This is a genomic window from Phosphitispora fastidiosa, from assembly GCF_019008365.1.
Taxonomy (GTDB): Bacteria; Bacillota; Thermincolia; order Thermincolales; family UBA2595; genus Phosphitispora; species Phosphitispora fastidiosa.
The window spans coordinates 26,333-46,582 of sequence record NZ_JAHHUL010000013.1 but is presented as its reverse complement, the minus strand read 5'-3'; the positions used below and the strand labels follow the sequence as shown (position 1 = coordinate 46,582).

At 45.2% G+C, this 20,250-nt stretch carries 22 protein-coding genes; 19 read left to right on the top strand and 3 right to left on the bottom strand.

The window, feature by feature from the left end:
- The first annotated feature begins 31 nt into the window (after window positions 1-31).
- From mnmE to Ga0451573_RS12260, 6 genes are all read left to right on the top strand, one after another.
- Window positions 32-1,423, top strand: a complete 1,392-nt coding sequence (mnmE, locus tag Ga0451573_RS12285) for a tRNA uridine-5-carboxymethylaminomethyl(34) synthesis GTPase MnmE (protein WP_231684425.1) — start codon at window positions 32-34, stop codon at window positions 1,421-1,423.
- Between the two features lie 9 nt (window positions 1,424-1,432).
- Entirely contained in the window at window positions 1,433-3,322 is a 1,890-nt protein-coding gene (mnmG, locus tag Ga0451573_RS12280) for a tRNA uridine-5-carboxymethylaminomethyl(34) synthesis enzyme MnmG (RefSeq protein WP_231684424.1), read from the top strand.
- Between the two features lie 4 nt (window positions 3,323-3,326).
- Window positions 3,327-4,070 carry a 16S rRNA (guanine(527)-N(7))-methyltransferase RsmG gene (rsmG, locus tag Ga0451573_RS12275; RefSeq protein ID WP_231684423.1) on the top strand — a complete coding sequence of 248 codons (744 nt, stop codon included), beginning with the start codon at window positions 3,327-3,329 and terminating at the stop codon, window positions 4,068-4,070.
- A gap of 381 nt (window positions 4,071-4,451) precedes the next feature.
- A complete protein-coding gene (locus tag Ga0451573_RS12270; RefSeq protein WP_231684489.1) occupies window positions 4,452-5,213 on the top strand; it encodes a ParA family protein in 762 nt (253 codons plus the stop codon).
- Window positions 5,206-6,069: a ParB/RepB/Spo0J family partition protein gene (locus Ga0451573_RS12265; RefSeq protein ID WP_231684422.1), complete on the top strand. Its 864-nt coding sequence runs from the start codon at window positions 5,206-5,208 to the stop codon at window positions 6,067-6,069. The genes Ga0451573_RS12270 and Ga0451573_RS12265 overlap by 8 nt, the downstream gene beginning before the upstream one ends.
- Before the next feature lie 117 nt (window positions 6,070-6,186).
- Window positions 6,187-7,335 carry an aminotransferase class V-fold PLP-dependent enzyme gene (locus Ga0451573_RS12260; protein WP_331459416.1) on the top strand — a complete coding sequence of 383 codons (1,149 nt, stop codon included), beginning with the start codon at window positions 6,187-6,189 and terminating at the stop codon, window positions 7,333-7,335.
- Here Ga0451573_RS12260 and larB read toward each other — a convergent pair.
- Both larB and larE read right to left on the bottom strand, forming a co-directional pair.
- Window positions 7,332-8,090, bottom strand: a complete 759-nt coding sequence (larB, locus tag Ga0451573_RS12255) for a nickel pincer cofactor biosynthesis protein LarB (protein ID WP_231684421.1) — start codon at window positions 8,088-8,090, stop codon at window positions 7,332-7,334. The two genes, Ga0451573_RS12260 and larB, sit on opposite strands and share 4 nt — an antisense overlap.
- A complete protein-coding gene (larE, locus tag Ga0451573_RS12250) occupies window positions 8,080-8,907 on the bottom strand; it encodes an ATP-dependent sacrificial sulfur transferase LarE (protein ID WP_231684420.1) in 828 nt (275 codons plus the stop codon). Before larE ends, larB begins: the two co-directional genes overlap by 11 nt.
- Window positions 8,908-9,087: 180 nt before the next feature.
- Between larE and Ga0451573_RS12245 the strand changes: the two genes are divergently transcribed.
- The 3 genes from Ga0451573_RS12245 (at window position 9,088) to Ga0451573_RS12235 (ending at window position 10,621) form a co-directional block, all read left to right on the top strand.
- Window positions 9,088-9,585, top strand: a complete 498-nt coding sequence (locus Ga0451573_RS12245; RefSeq protein WP_231684419.1) for a DUF4446 family protein — start codon at window positions 9,088-9,090, stop codon at window positions 9,583-9,585.
- A gap of 85 nt (window positions 9,586-9,670) precedes the next feature.
- Window positions 9,671-9,961 (top strand): YkuS family protein, encoded by a 291-nt coding sequence (locus tag Ga0451573_RS12240; RefSeq protein WP_231684418.1) that lies wholly within the window; start codon window positions 9,671-9,673, stop codon window positions 9,959-9,961.
- Between the two features lie 3 nt (window positions 9,962-9,964).
- Window positions 9,965-10,621, top strand: coding sequence for a phosphoribosyltransferase (locus Ga0451573_RS12235; protein ID WP_231684417.1), 657 nt, complete (start codon window positions 9,965-9,967; stop codon window positions 10,619-10,621).
- A 213-nt stretch (window positions 10,622-10,834) separates the two neighbouring features.
- On the opposite strand, the gene yyaC is transcribed toward Ga0451573_RS12235, so the two are convergent.
- Window positions 10,835-11,437, bottom strand: coding sequence for a spore protease YyaC (gene yyaC / locus Ga0451573_RS12230; protein WP_231684416.1), 603 nt, complete (start codon window positions 11,435-11,437; stop codon window positions 10,835-10,837).
- A 188-nt stretch (window positions 11,438-11,625) separates the two neighbouring features.
- Here yyaC and Ga0451573_RS12225 point away from each other — a divergent pair, with 188 nt between their 5' ends.
- From Ga0451573_RS12225 to Ga0451573_RS12180, 10 genes are all read left to right on the top strand, one after another.
- Window positions 11,626-12,687, top strand: a complete 1,062-nt coding sequence (locus Ga0451573_RS12225; RefSeq protein WP_231684415.1) for a hydrogenase small subunit — start codon at window positions 11,626-11,628, stop codon at window positions 12,685-12,687.
- On the top strand, window positions 12,687-14,042 hold the full coding sequence (locus tag Ga0451573_RS12220) for a nickel-dependent hydrogenase large subunit (RefSeq protein ID WP_231684414.1): 1,356 nt from the start codon (window positions 12,687-12,689) through the stop codon (window positions 14,040-14,042). The genes Ga0451573_RS12225 and Ga0451573_RS12220 overlap by 1 nt, the downstream gene beginning before the upstream one ends.
- A 24-nt stretch (window positions 14,043-14,066) precedes the next feature.
- Entirely contained in the window at window positions 14,067-14,705 is a 639-nt protein-coding gene (locus Ga0451573_RS12215; RefSeq protein WP_231684413.1) for a cytochrome b/b6 domain-containing protein, read from the top strand.
- A 27-nt stretch (window positions 14,706-14,732) separates the two neighbouring features.
- On the top strand, window positions 14,733-15,077 hold the full coding sequence (locus tag Ga0451573_RS12210) for a hydrogenase maturation nickel metallochaperone HypA (RefSeq protein ID WP_231684487.1): 345 nt from the start codon (window positions 14,733-14,735) through the stop codon (window positions 15,075-15,077).
- Window positions 15,061-15,738, top strand: a complete 678-nt coding sequence (hypB, locus tag Ga0451573_RS12205) for a hydrogenase nickel incorporation protein HypB (protein ID WP_231684412.1) — start codon at window positions 15,061-15,063, stop codon at window positions 15,736-15,738. Before Ga0451573_RS12210 ends, hypB begins: the two co-directional genes overlap by 17 nt.
- 18 nt (window positions 15,739-15,756) lie before the next feature.
- Window positions 15,757-16,461 carry a CvpA family protein gene (locus tag Ga0451573_RS12200; protein ID WP_231684411.1) on the top strand — a complete coding sequence of 235 codons (705 nt, stop codon included), beginning with the start codon at window positions 15,757-15,759 and terminating at the stop codon, window positions 16,459-16,461.
- A gap of 73 nt (window positions 16,462-16,534) precedes the next feature.
- A complete protein-coding gene (locus tag Ga0451573_RS12195) occupies window positions 16,535-17,977 on the top strand; it encodes an aminopeptidase (protein ID WP_231684410.1) in 1,443 nt (480 codons plus the stop codon).
- 103 nt (window positions 17,978-18,080) lie between these two features.
- On the top strand, window positions 18,081-19,016 hold the full coding sequence (locus Ga0451573_RS12190; RefSeq protein ID WP_231684409.1) for a HEAT repeat domain-containing protein: 936 nt from the start codon (window positions 18,081-18,083) through the stop codon (window positions 19,014-19,016).
- Window positions 19,017-19,070: 54 nt separating this feature from the next.
- Complete coding sequence (locus Ga0451573_RS12185) at window positions 19,071-19,991, top strand: mechanosensitive ion channel family protein (protein WP_231684408.1); 921 nt, start codon at window positions 19,071-19,073, stop codon at window positions 19,989-19,991.
- Complete coding sequence (locus tag Ga0451573_RS12180) at window positions 19,978-20,190, top strand: DUF951 domain-containing protein (protein ID WP_231684407.1); 213 nt, start codon at window positions 19,978-19,980, stop codon at window positions 20,188-20,190. Before Ga0451573_RS12185 ends, Ga0451573_RS12180 begins: the two co-directional genes overlap by 14 nt.
- The last annotated feature ends 60 nt before the right edge of the window (window positions 20,191-20,250 follow it).

Sequence of the window (20,250 nt, the reverse complement as noted above, 5' to 3'; positions counted from 1 at the left end):
TGAAGCAACTTTTATTATGGAGGTGGCTTTGGTGATAGAGGATACTATAGCGGCGATATCAACCCCAATAGGCTCTGCTGGAATAGGAATAGTAAGGCTGAGCGGCAAAAAAGCTGTTATGATCGCAGAGAGCATATTCCGGGGCAAAAAAAGGAAACTTACCGAAGCTCCTGCCTTTAGTATCAGTTATGGGCACATAATTAACAGGAATGAAGAAGTTATTGATGAAGTATTGGTTTCAATTATGAGGGCCCCAAAAAGCTTTACAGCTGAGGATGTTGTGGAAATAAATTGTCATGGCGGAGTTGTCGCGGTTAGAAAGGTAATGGAAATAGTTTTAAAAGAGGGAGCCCGGCTGGCTGAGCCTGGAGAATTCAGTAAAAGGGCATTTTTGAATGGAAGGATTGACCTGGCCCAGGCTGAATCTATAATTGACCTAATTAACGCAAAAACTGAGAAGAGTCTGCAGGTTGCTGTTGGTCAACTGGCAGGGACCCTTTCAGAGAACATCAGATTTATGCGTAGTCAGCTATTAGAGTTAATTGCACATATTGAGGCCGGAATCGATTTTCCGGAAGATAATATTGAAGAAATTACCGTAACCAAAATTAGAAAAAAACTTGGAGAAGTATTGGGAGATATAAGGAAGTTGATTGAGACAGCAGATACGGGAAAAATACTTCGCGAAGGTATAAAAACGGTCATTATTGGCAAACCAAATGTAGGAAAATCTTCACTGCTGAATGCCCTGTTACGGGAAAAAAGGGCTATAGTTACAGATGTCCCCGGTACTACCAGGGATATAATAGAAGAGGTTGTAAGCATCAGGGGTATCCCCCTGAAACTTGTGGACACGGCTGGCATTAGAGAGACTGAGGACTACGTCGAAAAAATGGGCGTTGAAAGGTCCAAAGAAATGTTTATCGGAGCAGATCTGGTACTTTTCATGACAGATGCTTCTACCGGTTTAACTGAAGAAGACAGGGAAATTATTAAGCTTATGAAAAATAAAAATTCCTTGGTAATTATAAATAAAACTGATTTAAAAAAGCAATCGGATTTTTTGGAAATTGATTTTTCGGAAATTAAAGGATTTGTTGGACCAAAAGATATCGTGGAAATGTCTCTGGTAACAGGTGAAGGACTGGAAGCCCTGGAAGAAAAAATCGAACAACTGGTATATGCGGGAAGAGTCTTTGTACAGGATGATGTGATGATTACAAACATCAGACATAAAAATTCCCTGGAACTGGTTCAACATAGTCTGGAAGAGGCAGTAAACACAATCAATGCTGACATGCCTGTTGATTGTGTCGCCATAGACTTAAAGGCTGCCTGGGAAGCACTCGGTGAAATAACCGGTGAGACTGTAAGTGAAGACATTTTAGATCAAATTTTCAGCCAGTTTTGTATTGGAAAATAGGAGGATATTATGGAATATCACGCTGGAGATTATGATGTAATCGTTATAGGTACAGGCCATGCAGGTTGTGAGGCTGCGCTGGCCGCAGCAAGGATGGGTTGTCGTACCCTGGTATTGACGCTAAACCTGGAGAATGTGGCTTTTATGCCTTGCAACCCCGCTGTAGGAGGACCGGCCAAGGGCCATCTGGTTAGGGAGATTGACGCCCTGGGGGGAGAAATGGGTATTAATATTGATCACACAAATATCCAGGTAAGAATGCTGAATACGGGAAAAGGTCCGGCAGTACATGCGCTGCGGGCACAGGCTGATAAGCAGGCGTACCAGGCCAGGATGAAGGCGGTGCTGGAAAATCAGGAAGGTCTGGACCTGAAACAGGCTATGGTTGAAAAGGTCTTGGTGAAGGGTAACAGGATAAAGGGCATCATCACAAGAAATGGGGCTGTTTTTTATTCCAGAACTGTTATCGTAACAGCAGGTACCTTTCTGAAAGGTAAAATCATAATTGGCGATACGGCATACAGCGGCGGACCCAATGGACAGGAGCCCTCTCTTAAACTCACTGACAGTTTAAAGGAAGCCGGGCTGGAGCTGGCAAGGTTTAAAACAGGAACTCCGCCGAGGATACATCGGGATTCAGTTGATTTTTCCAAAATGATAATTCAGCCAGGAGATGATAATCCGCAGCGGTTTTCATTTATAGGGCAGATTGTTCCACGGGAGCAGGTTCCCTGCTGGCTTACATATACAAGTGAACAAACACATAAGGTGATCAGAGAAAACTTGCATCGTTCACCATTGTACAGTGGAAAAATTGAAGGGGTAGGCCCGCGTTATTGCCCCTCAATTGAAACCAAAGTGGTGAGATTTGCTGACAAATCCAGTCACCAGATATTTTTAGAACCAGAGGGTTTGGATACCAAAGAAATGTATGTTCAGGGATTCTCTACAAGTTTGCCTGAGGAGGTCCAGATTAAGATGCTGCGGACTATTCCAGGCCTTGAGAATGCTCAAATTATGAGAATAGGTTATGCTATTGAATATGATTACCTGCCCCCTACCCAGCTAAAGCTTACCCTGGAAAGCAAGCTTATCAGCGGGCTTTTCTCTGCAGGACAGATAAATGGCACCTCAGGATATGAGGAGGCAGCTGCCCAGGGTATTGTTGCCGGTATTAATGCAGCATGTTATGTAAGTGGAAAAGAACCGCTTATATTAAAGCGGTCTGATGCATATATAGGTGTACTTATTGATGATCTGGTCACAAAAGGGACGAATGAACCCTACCGCATTATGACCTCAAGAGCGGAATACAGACTCCTTCTGAGGCAGGATAATGCTGACCTGAGGCTTACTGAGTTAGGATACAGGATAGGGCTGATAAACGAAGAGCGTTATCGGGTTTTCAGTGAAAAGAGGTCTATGATTGAAAATGAAAAAGAAAGGTTGCGTAAAACCACTATAGCAGTAAACAACAACGTACAGAAATATCTTGTCGACAAGGGCAGCACCGAAATACGCCAAAACATAAAAGTAATTGATCTGTTGAAAAGGCCAGAGCTTGAGTACAGAGAACTTCAACAGCTAATGGATGAATTTCCGCTTCTTCCTGAAGAAGTAGTAGAACAGGTTGACATTCAGATAAAATATGAAGGCTATATAAAAAGACAAATGGAACAGGTGGAACGGTTTGCTAAAATGGAAAACAAAAGGATACCGGAATGGGTGGAATACGAAAATATTAATGGTCTTTCAAATGAAGCAAAACAAAAACTTTCTGTTATAAAGCCTGGTTCTGTCGGACAAGCATCAAGAATCTCGGGAGTCTCACCGGCAGACATTTCGGTTCTTCTGGTACATATAGAACAGAAAAACAGAAAAATGGCTGTGGAGGACTGAAAAAATGCAAGAGATGCTTGAAGGTATATTATATGACGGGTCGAAAGCGCTTGGAATATCCCTGACAAAAGTGGAAGTAGAACTTTATTTTAGGTATCTCAAGATTCTTCTGGAGTGGAATAAAAAATTCAATCTTACTGCGATCGTGAAGCCTGAAGAAGTAATTAAAAAGCACTTTCTGGACAGCATAGCTCCTCTTCCATTGATCATCGAAAGAAAACCCAGTAAGGTTATCGATGTAGGTACAGGGGCCGGTTTCCCTGGGATACCGCTAAAAATAGCTTTCCGGGAAAATGAGTTTCTGCAAAAAACAAATGTAGTTCTGCTGGATTCTTTAAAAAAAAGGGTGCAGTTTTTAGAACACCTGATTATTGAACTGAGATTGGACAATATCAATCCGGTACATGGCAGAGCTGAAGATTTCGGGCAGCAACAGGGATACAGGGAAAGTTATGATATAGCTGTTTCGCGGGCAGTTTCCGGTTTGGCTGTATTGTCCGAATACTGTCTGCCCTTTGTAAAGGTAAATGGAATTTTTATCGCCTATAAAGGACCAAACGTCAATGAAGAGATTAAAGAAGGCGAAAAGGCTGTCAACATTTTAGGAGGCAGGATTACAGAAGTAAAAGATGTTAAGCTTCCGGGTATGGAGCAGAGTCGCTTTATTGTAATTATTGAAAAGGTTGCGTCCACCCCTGAGAAGTATCCCAGAAAGGCAGGCATGCCTGAAAAAAGACCTCTTTCCTAAAAAAAGCTTAACTGATTTTGAGGTGGTGTATCCTAACTTTATAGAGGGATACACCCTTTTTAGCAGCACAAATAAAGTGCCTTTGAGCGAACGTGTGTTCCCGCGCTAAATTGCCATATAATGCCTCAATTAGACGGGGTTAAGGGTAAAGCCTTTATCAGTGGGGTATCCTGCTCAAAAGGGAAAAATGACACAATCGGCAGCGATGTAAATAAATGGTAATGGTGGGGTATTGAGCGTAATGAAGTTTTATATAGAAATTTGCAGAAAGCTGACAAAAAGCTGTTATAATTAAATTATAAAATGAAATATGAAGGAAATTAAAAATATCATGTGGAATTAAGAGATAAAACAGGGTTAAGATTGGATGGTGTAAAAGGGATGGGACGGGTCATTGCGGTTGCAAACCAAAAAGGCGGTGTAGCCAAAACAACCACTGCTGTTAATCTTGCCGCTTGTGTTGCGGCGCAGGGGAAGAAAGTGCTGTTAATAGACATTGACCCACAGGGCAATGCTTCAAGTGGACTGGGGCTGGACAAAAACAGCCTAACTTATTGTATCTATGATGTATTAATTAACAGCCTTCCTGTTGAGAGCGTTACATGTAAAGTTGAAATTGAAGGATTGGAAGTAGTGCCTGCAACAATACAGTTAGCGGGTGCGGAGATTGAACTGGTTACTGCAATTTCCAGAGAAGTAAAATTGAAAAAGGCCATACAAAATATCAGGGACAAATACGAATACATTTTTATTGATTGCCCCCCGTCTCTTGGACTATTGACAATAAATGCCCTTACCGCAGCAGATTCCATTTTGATTCCAATTCAGTGCGAGTATTATGCTTTAGAGGGACTTGGACAATTAATGAACACCATAGAACTCATTAAGAAGCACCTTAACGGCGGATTGGAAATTGAAGGTGTGCTGCTGACAATGTTTGATGCCAGGACTAACCTTTCTATACAGGTGGTCGAGGAGGTAAAGTCTTATTTTAAAAACAAGGTTTACAGCACTATTATTCCGAGAAATGTTAGGCTCAGTGAAGCTCCAAGTCATGGGAAACCAATTATTATTTATGACCCCAGGTCCAGAGGAGCAGAAGTTTATCAGGAACTGGCGAAGGAAGTGACAGGAATTGAGTAAAAGGGGACTTGGTAAAGGCCTGCAGGCATTATTACCTGGCACAAAAGATGATACCAGTGAAATAGGAAAAGTTATTGAGATTCCAATAGCAGACATAAGGGTTAATCAGAAGCAGCCCAGAACAGTATTTGATGATGAAAAACTCAATGAGCTTGCTTCGTCCATAAAGGAGCACGGAGTAGTTCAGCCGATAATAGTACGAAAAACAGGTATCGGGATTTATGAGATAGTGGCAGGAGAAAGAAGATGGAGAGCCTGCCGGAAAATAGGGATAAAGAACATTCCTGCTATAATTAAGGACCTTGATGAAAAAGAAACAACAGAAATAGCTCTCATTGAAAACATCCAAAGAGAAGATTTAAACCCGATTGAAGAGGCTTCTGCGTACAAAACACTAATTGACCAATTTGGCCTTACCCAGGAGGAGCTTTCTAACAGGGTAGGTAAAAGCAGGCCTTTCATAGCCAACACTTTAAGGCTGCTGGCACTCCCAAAGAGATTAAGGGAGCTTGTTTCATATGGCAAAATTTCCGCGGGACATGCCAGAGCTCTTTTGAGCATTCAAAAAGAAAGAGAACAGGAAGCGCTGGCAGAAAAAATTATTAAACAGGGCTTGTCGGTCAGACAGACTGAGAAGACCGTTCAAGACATGGTGCAGGCCAAGAAAGGTAAAAAGTCGTACGGACCTGTGGAGGATCCGATATTAAACGAAATTGAACAGCGGTTAAAGACCAGATTCAGCACCAAGGTTCAAATTAAGGATAGGAATAAAAAAGGGTCAATAGAGATAGATTATTATGGTGAAGAGGAATTACAGAGACTTATAGAGCTGTTGTTAGGGGATGTTGAGCTTTAAATTGTTTCACGTGAAACAATAAAACCCTTTTGTTTCACGTGAAACAAAAGTTAAAAGCAACCACCCGTACGGGTGGTTGCTTTGGTTAAGGGATTACCGGGTCTCGTGTGGAGGTATATGATGATATATTTGGATAATGCGGCTACAACCTGGCCTAAACCTGAGCAAACCGTTGCTTCGATTGCTGATTGCATAAGAAATAACGGCGCCAACCCCGGCAGGGGCGGCCACAAGATGTCACTTGCGGCAGGACGGTTGATTTACAATGCTCGAGAATTGCTGGCAAAATTATTTAACGTTGACAATCCTTCAAGAATAATTTTTACCGGCAATGCAACAGAGTCTCTGAATCTGGTATTGAAAGGCATTCTAAAGCCCGGCAATCACGTTATTACCAGTTCCATGGAACATAATGCGGTGGCCCGTCCCTTGCACTTTCTGAAGGGACAAGGGGTAGAAGTAAGTGAGATAGAGTGCTCCCCCGCGGGCATTATGGACCCTGGGGATGTAGAGAAGGCTATAAGAAAAAACACAACTGCAATAGTTGTCCTTCATGCCTCCAATGTAAACGGTGTCATAATGCCGGTTGAGAGACTGGGCGAAATTGCCGCTAACCATGGTATTAAATTCATTTTAGATGCAGCACAGACAGCCGGCCTGCTTGATATCGATGTAGAAAGACTGCATCTTGATGCTCTCGCATTTACAGGACACAAAGGTTTATACGGTCCCCAGGGAACGGGGGGGCTTTTTATAAGAGAAGGTTTGGAAGTTATCCCATTGTTACAGGGGGGCACGGGCAGTAAGTCTGAGTCACTTGAGCAGCCACCTGATTTGCCGGATAGGTTCGAAAGCGGGACTCCGAATACTCCAGGCATTGCGGGCTTGGCAGAAGGAGTCAGGGTTGTTACGGAAAAAGGGCTCGGTGAAATAAGGAAACATGAAAACATGCTTCTGAGACGGTTTCTTGACGGGCTTGAACAACTAAAACAAATACAGATTTACGGACCCGGTAATCCGATGCTTCAGGTTCCGGTGGTATCAATAAATGTCAAAGACCAGGATTCCTCAGAGATTGCTTTCATCCTTGACAAGGTGTTTAATATTGCCTGTCGCAGCGGCCTGCATTGTTCCCCACAGGCACACAAAACAATCGGCACCCTTAATCAGGGCGCCGTAAGGTTCAGCTTTTCTATGTATAACACAATAGAGGATGTTGATAAAACGCTTCATGCTCTTGAAGGAATAATAGCCGAGATGCCTTAATTCTTTTCGGCAAGACGTATAATTGAAATAGCCATCGCAGCAGCTCCGAAACCGTTATCTATATTAACAACCGCAATTCCCGAGGCGCAGGAATTAAGCATAGCCAAAAGCGCTGCTAGGCCTCCAAAACTGGCTCCATAACCTACACTGGTAGGGACGGCAATTACGGGTACATCCACAAACCCGGCAACCACACTGGCTAGTGCGCCTTCCATTCCAGCTGTCACTATTATTACAGAGGCTTTCATGATTAGCTCATGATGACTGAAGAGACGATGAATTCCGGCTACTCCGACATCATAAAGCCTGGTAACATTCCCTCCCATTATTTCTGCAGTAACAGCTGCCTCCTCCGCCGCCGGAAGGTCGGCAGTGCCTGCGCTCATCACCAGGACAGGGCTCATGTATTTTTGCACTGTCTCTTTTTCAATGGTGATGCAACGGGCGAGTTCGTGATATTGGGCTTTGGGACAAGCCGTGCTTACGGCAGTATAAACATCTCTGGATGCCCTTGTTGCCAGAACATTGCTGTTACAGTTGGCGAGTTTTGTGAAAATTTGAGAAACCTGCAAACTTGTCTTGCCCTCACAGAAGATGACTTCAGGAAAGCCGGTCCGCAGGCTTCGATGGTGGTCAAGCTTGGCATAACCAATGTCTTCGAAAGGAAGCGTTTTAAGTCTTTCCAGGGCGGTATCAGTATCTATCTGGCCGTTTTTCAGCCGGTCAAGCAGGTCGCGTAAAGAACTACTGTCCATATCGAATCTCCTCTGAAAGAGTCTCATTAAAACTACCGCTTCTCAAGCCTTTCAAATCAAGGGAAATATAATTAAAACCAATAGCCTCAAGCTCTTTAAGGATTTCTGAGCGCACTTGTTCTAAGAGGATTTTATTGACAAGGTGTAACGGCACTTCTATCCTAGCCAGGCTGCCATGGTGCCTGACCCTCAAATCTTTAATCCCTAAGGATCTTATAAATGTCTCTGCCTGGTCTATCTGCCTCAGCTTTTCACTTGTAATTGCCTGTCCATAAGGGATTCTCGTGCAAAGACAAGGCATCCCCGGTTTATCCCAGTTGGGCAGACCAAGGTCCCGACACACCTGCCTGATGTCAGCTTTTGAAAATCCGGCCTCCTGAAGCGGGCTCCTGACACTAAGTTCCTTGGCAGCCCTGGTCCCGGGACGGTAGTCAGTGGTATCATCAGCATTTGAACCGTCAACAACATAATTGAGACCATGTTCAACGGCAAGTCCCTTCAGCCGCTGGAAAAGAGCGGTTTTGCAGTGATAACAGCGATTTGGGGGATTGCTGACAAATAATTTGCTGTTCATTTCTTCTGTTGTAATGACAAGGTGTCTGGCGCCGATAAACTGCGCTGTTTTCCGGGCGTTTTCCGTTTCAGCTGCAGGATAGATTTCTGAAGCCGCCGTAACAGCAAGGACATTACTGTTCCCCAGCGCTGCTATAGCTGCTTTGAGCACCAGTGTGCTGTCTACTCCCCCTGAAAAGGCAACTAGTACTGCCCCCATATGCAGCAATTGTTCCTGCAAGCTTTGGAAAAGGATATTTGCCATAATCTGATGTTACCTCCGAAAAACATGCGAAATAATGTGTTTACATTTTAATACAGGGCTAACAGGTTGTCAAATTAACATAATAATATCATACGAAAAGTAACTTGTGCCAAGAGGATTTTGTCGGCAAATGTTGAAAATTAATAGGGCTAACAATTTTGGGGAGGCGGAATCAAACAAATGGAACAAGCCCTTATAGTTATTAAGTCCAATAATGAAATTCTTACCCTCATCTCTTTATTTGCTGCGGCCTTGTCCTTATTATTATTGTTTATCAATTTGTTTCGAACAGGCCGTCTGATGAAAAGGTATAAGGTGATGATGAGAGGAGCGCAGGGCCAGGATCTGGAGCAAGTGCTAAACACCTATATGTCCAAAGTGGATGCTTCCCTTGCAAAGACTGAAGAAGTGAGGCAGGCCTACACCGAAATTATGACAATGGCAAAAAATTCCATCCAAAACGTGGGTGTTGTCAGATACAATGCTTTTGACGATACCGGAAGCGACCTTAGCTTTGCCGTGGCGCTGCTTAATCACAGGGGTGATGGTTTGGTTATCAGCAGCCTTTTTGGAAGGAATGAAACGCGTACCTATGCAAAGCCCGTAACTAACGGTGTGTCAGATTATCCCTTGTCCGGTGAAGAGGAACAGGCCATCAAAAAGGCCCTTAACAAATGATAACCTATCCTGGATAAATGGCTGCCTTCTTGAGAAAGATAAAGAAAATTATTATCAGGAAAACTATTATCAGGAGGCGCCGGAAATGCCATTAACTATTGCGGTTCAAAATGGACTGGGGGATATTGCCGCTGCCCTGAGAGAGCAGGGATATAATGTGGTCAACATGGAGGACGATATCGGATCGGTTGACGTGATTGTATACTCAGGGGTATCCAATGACCTTACAGTGTTTGATACAGTGGATTACTATGGTGACGGAACGACAATGGGTGTCAGCAACCCTTCCGGTGTGATGCTGGTTAATGCCCACAGCCATTCCCCGGCACAGGTGGTTACTCTAATCAACCACCGATTTGGCCGGTTGGAGGGATAATTAGTGCTTTTTCTAGACCGTAAAGATGCCGGAATAAAACTTGCCTCTGTATTAAAAAAATACCTAGGTGAAAATGTGATAGTCCTGGGTATACCACGGGGCGGTATTGTAGTGGCTGCCGAAGCTGCCCAAGTCCTCGAAGCACCCATGGATGTAATTATTCCGCGGAAAATCGGCGCTCCACACAATCCTGAAGTGGCTATTGGCGCAGTTGCTCCTGATGGGACCATTATTACAGATGACTATATGCTAAGAGTATTGGAGGTTTCGCAGAAACAGGCAGAAAACCTGGCCGCTTCAGTCTCTGAAGAGATTCACCGCAGGGAAAGTGTGTACCGAAAGGGCAGGTCTGCACATGATTTGCAGGGAAAAACGGTAATCGTGGTTGATGATGGGATTGCTACCGGATTTACAGTAAAGGCTGCCCTCAAATCACTCAGAAAAGCGGTTCCATCCCGACTGGTATTGGCTGTTCCGGTTATGCCTGCAGATACAGCCGGGGTTTTGAAAGAAATGGTTGATGACCTGGTTTGTCTGCATATAGCAGAAAATTTCAGTGCTGTAGGACAATTTTACAGGGATTTCACCCAGACTACAGATGATGAAGTAATTCAGTTATTAGAGGAGAATAATGGCAAAACAAAAACGGGGTCATCATAGACCTCGTTTTTTACCTGTATTTGGTTTGTCTGTGCTTCCGAAAACAGTGTCAGGCCGGTAAGTGATTCAGCCCGGCCGGCAATGGGATTATTGTATTCGGCGTTATTGGAAACTCCGTACCTGCTGATCCTGTCTAGCTGGACTTCAGAAAAACCTGACTCCTTCAGGGTTGTACTGGTATTGTTTGCAGACAGCCCCAAAAAAATAAGCAGTTCAGTCGATGTTTTTTATACAGTGCTGTTCCATATCAACCATTGTGCTGCTTTCATGGATTCCGCGGCTAATAATTTTAGCCATCTTCATTACAATATTGAGACGGGTATTCTGAAGCACAAAATACTCCATAAATCCGCCAACATTAACGATTCCCGTAATGTGGAGGTGGCCTACCGGCGGCAGGTGTTTATTAACACCAGCGCCTGGTTTAAGAGCACCTTCCCCTATGTTTATATAGCCAACGCTGTCTACGCTGCCAAGGCAAGCGTCTATAGCCACCACAAAAGGGTTTCTTAACTGGTCCACCACACTCATGTAAGTTGACAGGTTGGTTGCGTGTACAGGGCTTTCAAGTGTTCCCATAACCTTAAAAAATTTATGGTTGGTCTCCAGCAGGCTGCTTCCCACTAAAGGACCCAAACTGTCCCCTGTTGACCTGTCTGTACCGATACAAACAATAACCCGGGGGCGATCCGGGGAAATGTTTTTTCTGATTTGTTGTGAGAATGCGGCGGCAAACTTATTTAATGCCTCTTTGTCCTCAACATGTATCTTTACATGTGTCGGACTGCTCCGTTGGACAGATGGGAAAAGGTGCATACTGACCTCCAGAAAGTAGTAATCCGGGAAAATTAAAAGCAATTATCCGAGATTTTAAAAAGTAATTATCCGAGATATTTATATGTACATTAAAATCAAATTATACTTAAATGGCTAAAAAAGGAGTTTTCGGCTCATTTGTCGAAAAAAGTTTTAAAATCCAGTTGTAATGTGGGCGGAGGTCATAAATGAAACGCTTTAGCCGCAGACAATTTATAAAACTATGTACAGCATCTGTTACAGCCCTCGGGATTTCCCAGGTGTGGGTTCCGGCAATTGGAGAGGCGTTTCAAAAAACGGTTCAGGGCAGTCCACCTGTGCTTTGGATTCAGGGTTCTGCCTGTAACGGATGTTCGTCTTCCCTGATGAATTCGGTTCATCCCAATATAAAGGAAGTACTTGATGAAATTATAAATATTTCATATCACCCGGGGCTGGCGGCGGAAACTGTTAGGTTCCTTCCAGATTATCTTGTGGACACAGCCCAAAAAAACAGCGGAAAGTTCATCCTGGTTGTGGAAGGGGCTATTCCAACAGCTGATCATGGAAACTTCCATATTATCGGGCAAGACTCCCGGGGGAAAAAGGTTACCCTTATAGAGCTGCTGGAGAAACTGGGGGAACTTGCCGAGACCACAGTTGCCGTTGGTTCGTGTGCCTCCTTTGGAGGGATTTCTGCTGCGGAGCCCAATGATGCGGAATGTGTGGGATTGGAAAAACTTATAGAGGTGAGCAAGGTTATTAATATTCCCGGCTGCCCGCCTCATCCGGATTGGATAGTAGGAACCCTTGCTCATCTGCTGCTGTTTGGCAGGCCGGAGCTTGATGATTATGGCAGGCCCAAAACATTTTTCCAAGGCCTGATACATAATAATTGTCCCAGAAGGCAGTATTTTGACAACAGTATCTTTGCCAGGAAGTACGGTGAAGAAGGATGTTTACTGCAGATTGGCTGTAAGGGCCCACTGGCTCATGGTGATTGTCCTACCAGGCTGTGGAACGGGGCATCATCATGGTGTGTCAATGCAAATGCTCCCTGTATCGGATGTACTGACCCCAGTTTCCCTGATTTGACTATGCCTTTCTATAAACGAATGCCCGAAATAAAGGGACCAGGAATTACATCAACTGCCGATGCCATCGGTATCACGGCAGGTGCGGTTACGGCTGCAGGGTTTGCGGTTCATTTAGCTGGAAACTACTTTTCCGGGCGAATTGGCAAAAAGAACAGCCGGGGGGATGATAAATAATGGCGGAATTACTGGTTATTCATCCTCTGAACAGGGGCATAAGGCCTATAAGACTAGAATTAGAAACAGATGTTGGCAAGGTAATATCTGCAAAAACAGGGACCACATATTATTGGGATTTTGAAAAGACGCTTAAGGGCAAAGACCCTCTGGATGCTGTCCAGTTGACACAACGGTGCAGCGGAATAGACTTTATTTCACATGCCGTTGCTGCAGTCAGAGCTTTAGAGGGTATAGCCGGGGTCTCGGTTCCTCCAAACGCCCGGTTGGTTAGAAATATCCTGCTGGCGCTGGATATGATTTACGGTAATTTGGCACACTTTTACCAAAACGCCGTGCCTGACTATGTGCCTCTAAGGTCAGGTGCTGCGGAGCATCTGCGGGACAGGGACTATCGGCTCTTATCTGCTGCTGCAGACAGAATTGCGGTTAATGTTTGGAAGGCACTTGAGATTCGCAGTCTGATTCATACCATGACGGGTATCGTGGCAGGAAAAGCGCCCCACATCTGCAATGTTGTTTTCGGTGGGATTACCCGGAATTTAAATATAGCAGACTTACTCAAGCTAAGATCGATTCTTGGGGAGGTCGGCAGGTTCATAAACAACAATTATACCGTTGATCTGGGAGACCTGGAAAAAGCGTATCCTGATTGGTATAATATGGGTAAGGGAGAAGGACGCCTGTTAACGGTAAGTGAATTTCCGGGAAACGGGCTGGGGGAATACATGATCTCTGGTTCAGTGAGAACTGGTATTTCAGGAAATCAGCTGCTGGATACTGATTTAATAACTGTGGATTGTGCCGGGTCCTGGTTTGAGACAGCAGGCTCAGGGAGCAGTTCCCTGGCAGGACCGTTTCGGGTTTCGCCTGATAAACAGGGAGGATATTCCTGGGTGAAGGGTGCTTTATATGATAAGAAGACCTGTGAGGTAGGGGCTCCTGCGCGAATGCTGTTATCAGGAAACCCTGTCATCACATCCATGGGGGCGAGCGCTTTTTCCGTTATGGGGCGTTTTAAGGCCCGTCTTGAGGAGACTAAGGCGTTGGTGACCAAAATATCTGCCTGGATAGATGAATATGAACCGGATGGACCGCTGACTGTAGAGGCTGAGATGCCGGAAGCGGGTCAGGGAGTAGGTGCCGCGGAGGCTTCCCAGGGTTCGGTTATTCATTACGTTTCATTAAGTGACGGTAAGATTGAAGCATATAATGCCATGGACTCATTTTCATGGAATCTCTGTCCGCGAACGGCCGATAATAGCATGGGTCCACTGGAGCAGGCCCTTATCGGGCTAACAGTGGTTAATCCGGAAAACCCTATAGAGGTGTTTCGGGTTGCCCGGTCATTTTAACGGGAACAGGAGAGGTGACCTGTATTGGCAACCGAAATATATTGTCATACCATGCCAGCCCGTATACTGCACTGGATAAATGCTGCAAATATAGGCCTGCTAACCACATCGGGCATGTATATAAGGGATCCGGAGCTTTTTGCGCTTTTTGCCAACATGGATATTGCCCGAAAAACACATTTTATTGCCATGTATCTTATTATTTATGGCATCTTGATAAGAATATACTATTCATGGGTAAGCAAGGATTACCGTGAATTAATGTTCCGGCTGCGGGATATTAGGGGCTTCCCGTCCTTGTTCAGGTATTATCTTTTTTTAAGTAAAGAGCCTCCCGTAGCAGGAAAATATAATGCAGGCCAAAAGCTGCTTTACAATGCCTGGGCAGTCTTGGTTCTGGTACAGGCCATTACAGGGTTCGGACTCTACTTTACTGAGGGGTTGGCAGCATATGTTAGAGCCCTGGGGGGACCGGTGGTTGTCAGGCAGGTTCATTTTGCCGTTACTTGGGTATTTATCCTAACCGTTGCTCTTCATGTTTACCTTTCCATTATAGGTGGATGGACGGTCATAAAGTCCATGATTACGGGGTATCTGCCGGAAGGAATATATATGCAGCCGGTAGCTGGGGAATTTGAAGGTGAAGAACCTGAGGTGTTTTAGAGATATGGGGGGACTGTTTTGCACGAAATGGCCTTAATGGCAGGTGTATTTGAAATAATCAGGGAGAATACGGAAGACTTGCCGGAAAAAAACGTCACTAGGGTGACCTTAGTTGTCGGGGAAATGACCAATGCAGTGCCTGAGGCCCTGGAAGCGGCCTTTGAAGTATATGCCAAAGGAACTTCGGTTGAGGGCGCCGAACTGGTCATCAAGGAGGTGCCTCTGATAGCGAGATGCCGGGGCTGCGGATGGGAAGGCAAAACAGAAAAACACATTTTTATGTGTCCCGGCTGCTCATCCCTTGGCATGGAAGTGGTTTCCGGTCGGGAATTGTACGTGGAAAGCCTGGAGGTGGATGGAGTTGGAGATTAAAGTAAATACCGGTATCCTCAGCGCAAATGAGCAAAAAGCGCTGGTGAACCGGAGCTTGTTTAGGAAAAGCGGCGTTTTTGCGATAAATATAATGGGTTCCCCAGGTTCCGGAAAGACAACGGTTTTGGAAAAAACAATAGATATTCTGGCCGGAAAGGTCAGGCTGGCAGTGATTGAAGGAGACATTTATACCAGTAAGGATGCCAAAAGAATTGAAAAACACGGGGTTCCTGTGGAACAGATAAATACCGGCGGGGCCTGCCATCTCGATGCTAAAATGGTATCAGGGGCGCTCAATAAGTTTGACTTACCCGGGCTTGATCTGATGATTGTCGAAAATGTGGGAAACCTGGTATGCCCCGTTGAATTTGACCTTGGTGAAGACCTCAAAATTGCAGTCCTCAGTATTACCGAGGGAGATGACAAGCCGATGAAATATCCCCTGCTTTTCCGGGAGTCAGCGGCGGTTATCCTGAATAAGATGGATATATTGGAATTTACTGATGTAGACCTCCAAGCGCTGCGTCAGGATATCCAAATAATTAACCCCGGGATAAAGATTTTTGAGGTTTCGGCTCGTACCGGGCAGGGTATGGACCAATGGACTGAATGGTTGACTGAGTGGGTAAATAACAACTTGAAGGAAAAGACCGTAAAATAGGAAAACAGGAGTGGTTTAATGAACGTTCTTGACATCATTTTTGTTATAATTCTGGGATATTGCGCATACCGGGGTTACCAAAAAGGTTTATTTGCCACGGTTTCCCGGGTGGCAGGCTATGTGGCAGGGTTGATTGGAGCCATGGCGCTGTATCAGCCGCTGGCCCTTTTTTTGGGAAATGAAATGCGGTTGAGAGAAGTACTCTCTCCTTGGATAGCAAAGAAGATGGCTATTCCGGCGGCATCATTTCAGACTGAAATCACTGATGTGGCCTTTGATAAAGCCACGGGCATCTTGGAAAGTTACCAGCTTCCCGAGTTGTTTCACAACATCATGGAGGACATTATCAGTAAAATTGCAGAAGTGCCGCTAAGCAGCGGAGTGAACACACTTGGCGAGGGCATAACATATACAGTAAGCGGCTTTATCCTGAATGCCATCAGCTTTGTACTAATATATACGCTGCTTTCTATTTTGTTCAGGATAGTTATCCCCAAGTTGTTTACCGGGGTTAATCCGAAACCGATAAACTTTATTGATAAAATAAGCGGCTCTGTCCTTAGTATGGGTGGAGGCCTGCTAACAGTCGGTGCAATCGTTATTTTACTTACTCCCCTGGCTTCAATGGGGGCCATGAAGGGAAATGAAAGCCCCCTGGCAGATATAATGGCCGGTTCTATCGCTGTGGAAAGAATAATGAGCTTACTGAACGGATTTTTTTAATACCGGCATGGTTTTATTTTAGGTGTTTGTACATAAAATAGTAAAAGTGTATTCTTATGAACTGGAGGGTTTCATGGAAAAGGAAGGGAAAGAATTAAAAGAGCGCTGGAAGGAGCTCCGGAATGAACTGAGCTTTGAGCAGAGGGTTGTTTGGGATACCTTATCCCCTCAGGAGCGGGAGGAAACGCAGAAGTTTGCCGAAGAATATAAGAAATTTCTCAATAAAGCCAAAACTGAACGGGAAGCGGTTGCCGAAATAGTTAACCTGGCTGAAAAGGAGGGTTATGTTTCCCTGGAGGAGCTGATGGACCGCGGTAAGAAGCTTAAACCGGGGAACAAGGTTTATGCCGTAAATCGCGATAAAAATGTCGCCCTTATAGTTATTGGTAAAGAACCGGTATGGAAGAGCCTCAATTTGATTGGTTCTCACCTTGATGCACCCCGGCTTGATTTAAAGCCGGTCCCTCTCTATGAGGACCAGGGAATAGCATTTCTAAAGACTCATTATTACGGGGGAATCAAGAAGTACCAATGGGTTTCTCATCCCCTGGCGATTCATGGGGTAGTTATCAGGCAAACGGGAGAAAAGATAAATATCCAGATAGGTGAAGCGGAGAATGACCCGGTGTTTGTAATAACAGATCTGCTGCCACATCTGGCCAAAGAACAGCTAAAGAAAAAACTCGGAGAAGCTGTAACTGGCGAAGCCCTTAACATACTTGCCGGGACTCTGCCTTTTGAGGAAAAAAAGGCCAGGGAAAGAGTCAAATTGGCTGTACTGGAACTTTTGCAGCTAAAGTATGGTATCAAGGAAGAAGACCTGATAAGTGCGGAACTGGAACTGGTACCGGCGGCCCGCGCCAGGGATGTAGGCCTTGACCGCAGCATGGTTGGCGCATATGGTCAGGATGACCGAATTTGTGCCTTCACTTCAATGAAGGCCTTGCTGGAGTGCCAGAATCCAGTTCATACAGCGCTGGCAGTATTTGTTGATAAGGAAGAAATAGGCAGTACCGGCAACACGGGAATGAGAGCCAGATTTCTAGAGAATACGGTTGCCGAACTATTATATCTGATTACCGGCGATTATGACGAGATATACTGCAGGAAGGCCTTGGCCAATGCGAAGGCCCTGTCTGCCGATGTCAGTGCAGGTATTGACCCGGGATGGGAAGGTACCCACGATAAGTATAATGCCGCTCGGCTCGGCAATGGAGTTGTAGTTACAAAGTATACCGGTACAGCGGGGAAATACTCTACCAGTGATGCCAATGCGGAATTTGTTGCCGAGGTCAGAAGGATATTTAATGACAACAAAATTGTTTGGCAGACAGGTGAACTTGGTAAAGTAGACCAAGGCGGGGGTGGTACTATAGCCCAGTTTATGGCCCACTATGGAATGAATGTGCTGGACTGCGGCCCGCCGCTGTTAAGCATGCACGCACCTGTGGAGATATCTCACAAGGCGGATATCTATATGTGTTATGAGGCATATAAGGCTTTTTTCAAAAGTTAACTTATTCCAGCCATTGGGCTGGATTTTTTTTAAAAGGATTTATCCTGGATGCGTCGAAAGTATTTACAAGCATTTGGGGATATGAATGAGGGTGAATGGTTTAATGGTTTCTTTATATGGAATCACGCTGCTCATATTGGGAGTAATCCTTGTTGCGGGATTGTTTTTCTGGAAGGCGGCAGGCAAGAGCTCAATTCCTGTTGACTCTGCCGAGGTGGTGGGTTCAGGGCTCCACCCGAATTATAATTCTGATGACATCGGCGAGTTGGAACGGCATGTAAGGGAGAGAAATTTCGCAGTCATAGAGCAGATTACCCGGGAAATCAAAGGTTACCCCGCTGAAAAGCAGAAACTAATCAGGGGTACTTTAACCGAGCCGTTGTTCATGGCGATGGCAGATAAGCGTGAAGAGGTACGGCTGGCAGCAGCTGAAGCCCTGAAAAGTATGGGCGATGCTTCTATTGCAGGGTCGTTGGTCCAATCACTAAAAGAACCTAACCGGTGGCTGCCGGCCAGAACGGCAGAAGTATTGGTAGCTCTGGGTCAGAGCGCCGTGCCGGCCTTACTGGCTGCTCTGGAGGATGATGATTCTGTTTTTAGAGGGTATTTAATAGAAATCCTGGGGGAAATAGGCGAGCCCTCTTCAGTTTCGGCCTTGCAGTATGCCCTGAGCGATAAAGCGATGAATGTCAGGCTGGAAGCAGCCAGAGCTCTGGGTAAAATTGGGAACAAGAATTCTATCCCATCCCTCGTAGAGGCTCTGGGAGAACCTGAAGTGAAAGTAGTTGTCCAGGCCGTCAGATCCCTTGGGAAGATTGGCGGGCCAGAAGTAACGGGTTATCTGGGCGGAATGCTCAGCCACCATGACGGTATCGTCAGGTTTATGACCTTAGATGCCCTTCGTAGTATGGGTTCTGAGGGCTTGAAAGTTATTAGGGAAACAGCGCTTATTAAAGGACACCCTTCTGCTGAAAAAGCGCAGGAAATAATTAGGGAAATTGAGGGCGACGGAGCAAGTATAATAATCAGGTATAAATAAAGCCCATCACCTTGTCAAATAAATACGGTTTATAAAGAGGAGAAAATAGTCAGGATGAACATGGAAAGTCTGTCACTGCAAACTGAAAAGGTCTTTGCTTATAAAGACGAACTGCTGAAGTTTGGCGGAACTATAGCCGGTACTATTATTTTAGCTTTTGTGCTGATTAAGACCGGAGACATGATTATCAACCGCATTCTTAAGCCGCGGGACCAAAAGTTTTATTTTGATGAACGAAGGCTGCTCACCTTAAAGACACTTGCCAAGAGTATATTAAGGTATGCTGTCTATTTTATTGTTGGGTTTACCGTATTAGGACAGATTGCACAGCTTACAGGTACTGACCTCAAAGGATTCCTGGCAGGTGCGGGTATCCTGGGGGTGGCTCTTGGTATTGGCGCCCAGAGTCTGGTCAGGGATGTTATCACAGGGTTTTTTATACTGCTGGAAAATCAATATGTAGTGGGTGAATATATCACAACCGGCGGTTTTTCGGGTTTCGTTGAAGAAATTGAACTCCGTGTAACTAAGTTGAGAGACTGGGGCGGAGAATATCATATTATCCCCAATGGACAGATTACTGCTGTCACCAACTTCAGCAGGGGAAACATGAGAGCTCTGGTTGAAATCGGAATTGCCTATGAAGAAGATATTGACAAGGCTCTTGATGTTATGCAAAAGACAGCTATCGAGCTTGCCGGCGAATTTGGGGATGTTATAGCAGAAGGACCGGAAGTCCTGGGGGTAGTCGCCTTGGGCCCAAGTGAAGTTGTTATCCGGACGGTGGCCAAAACCAGGCCAATGGAGCAGTGGCGCGTAGAACGTGAGCTGCGCAAGAGGTTTAAAGAGGCCTTTGACCGGGAGGGCATCGAAATTCCGTATCCCCGCCAGGTTATCATTACGGGGGGCGCTGAAGATATTCGAGATACTGCCGGTGTGCCGGGAAGCGGGGCTGAATATCATGGAGACAGCTAAAACACATAAATATCAGGTTGGTGATATTGTTCAGATGAGAAAGGCTCACCCCTGCGGCAATGACCGCTGGGAAGTGACCCGCACCGGAATGGATTTCAGAATTAAGTGCCTGGGCTGTGGGCGTCAGCTTATGCTGCCGCGGCCCAAGTTTGAAAAGGGAGTAAAAAAGGTTATTCAGGCTGCCGGGAACCCGAAATAAATTTCAGGATACGGTGGTAAGTAAGGCATTGTAACAGTCTTTTATTATAAAGGCTGTTTT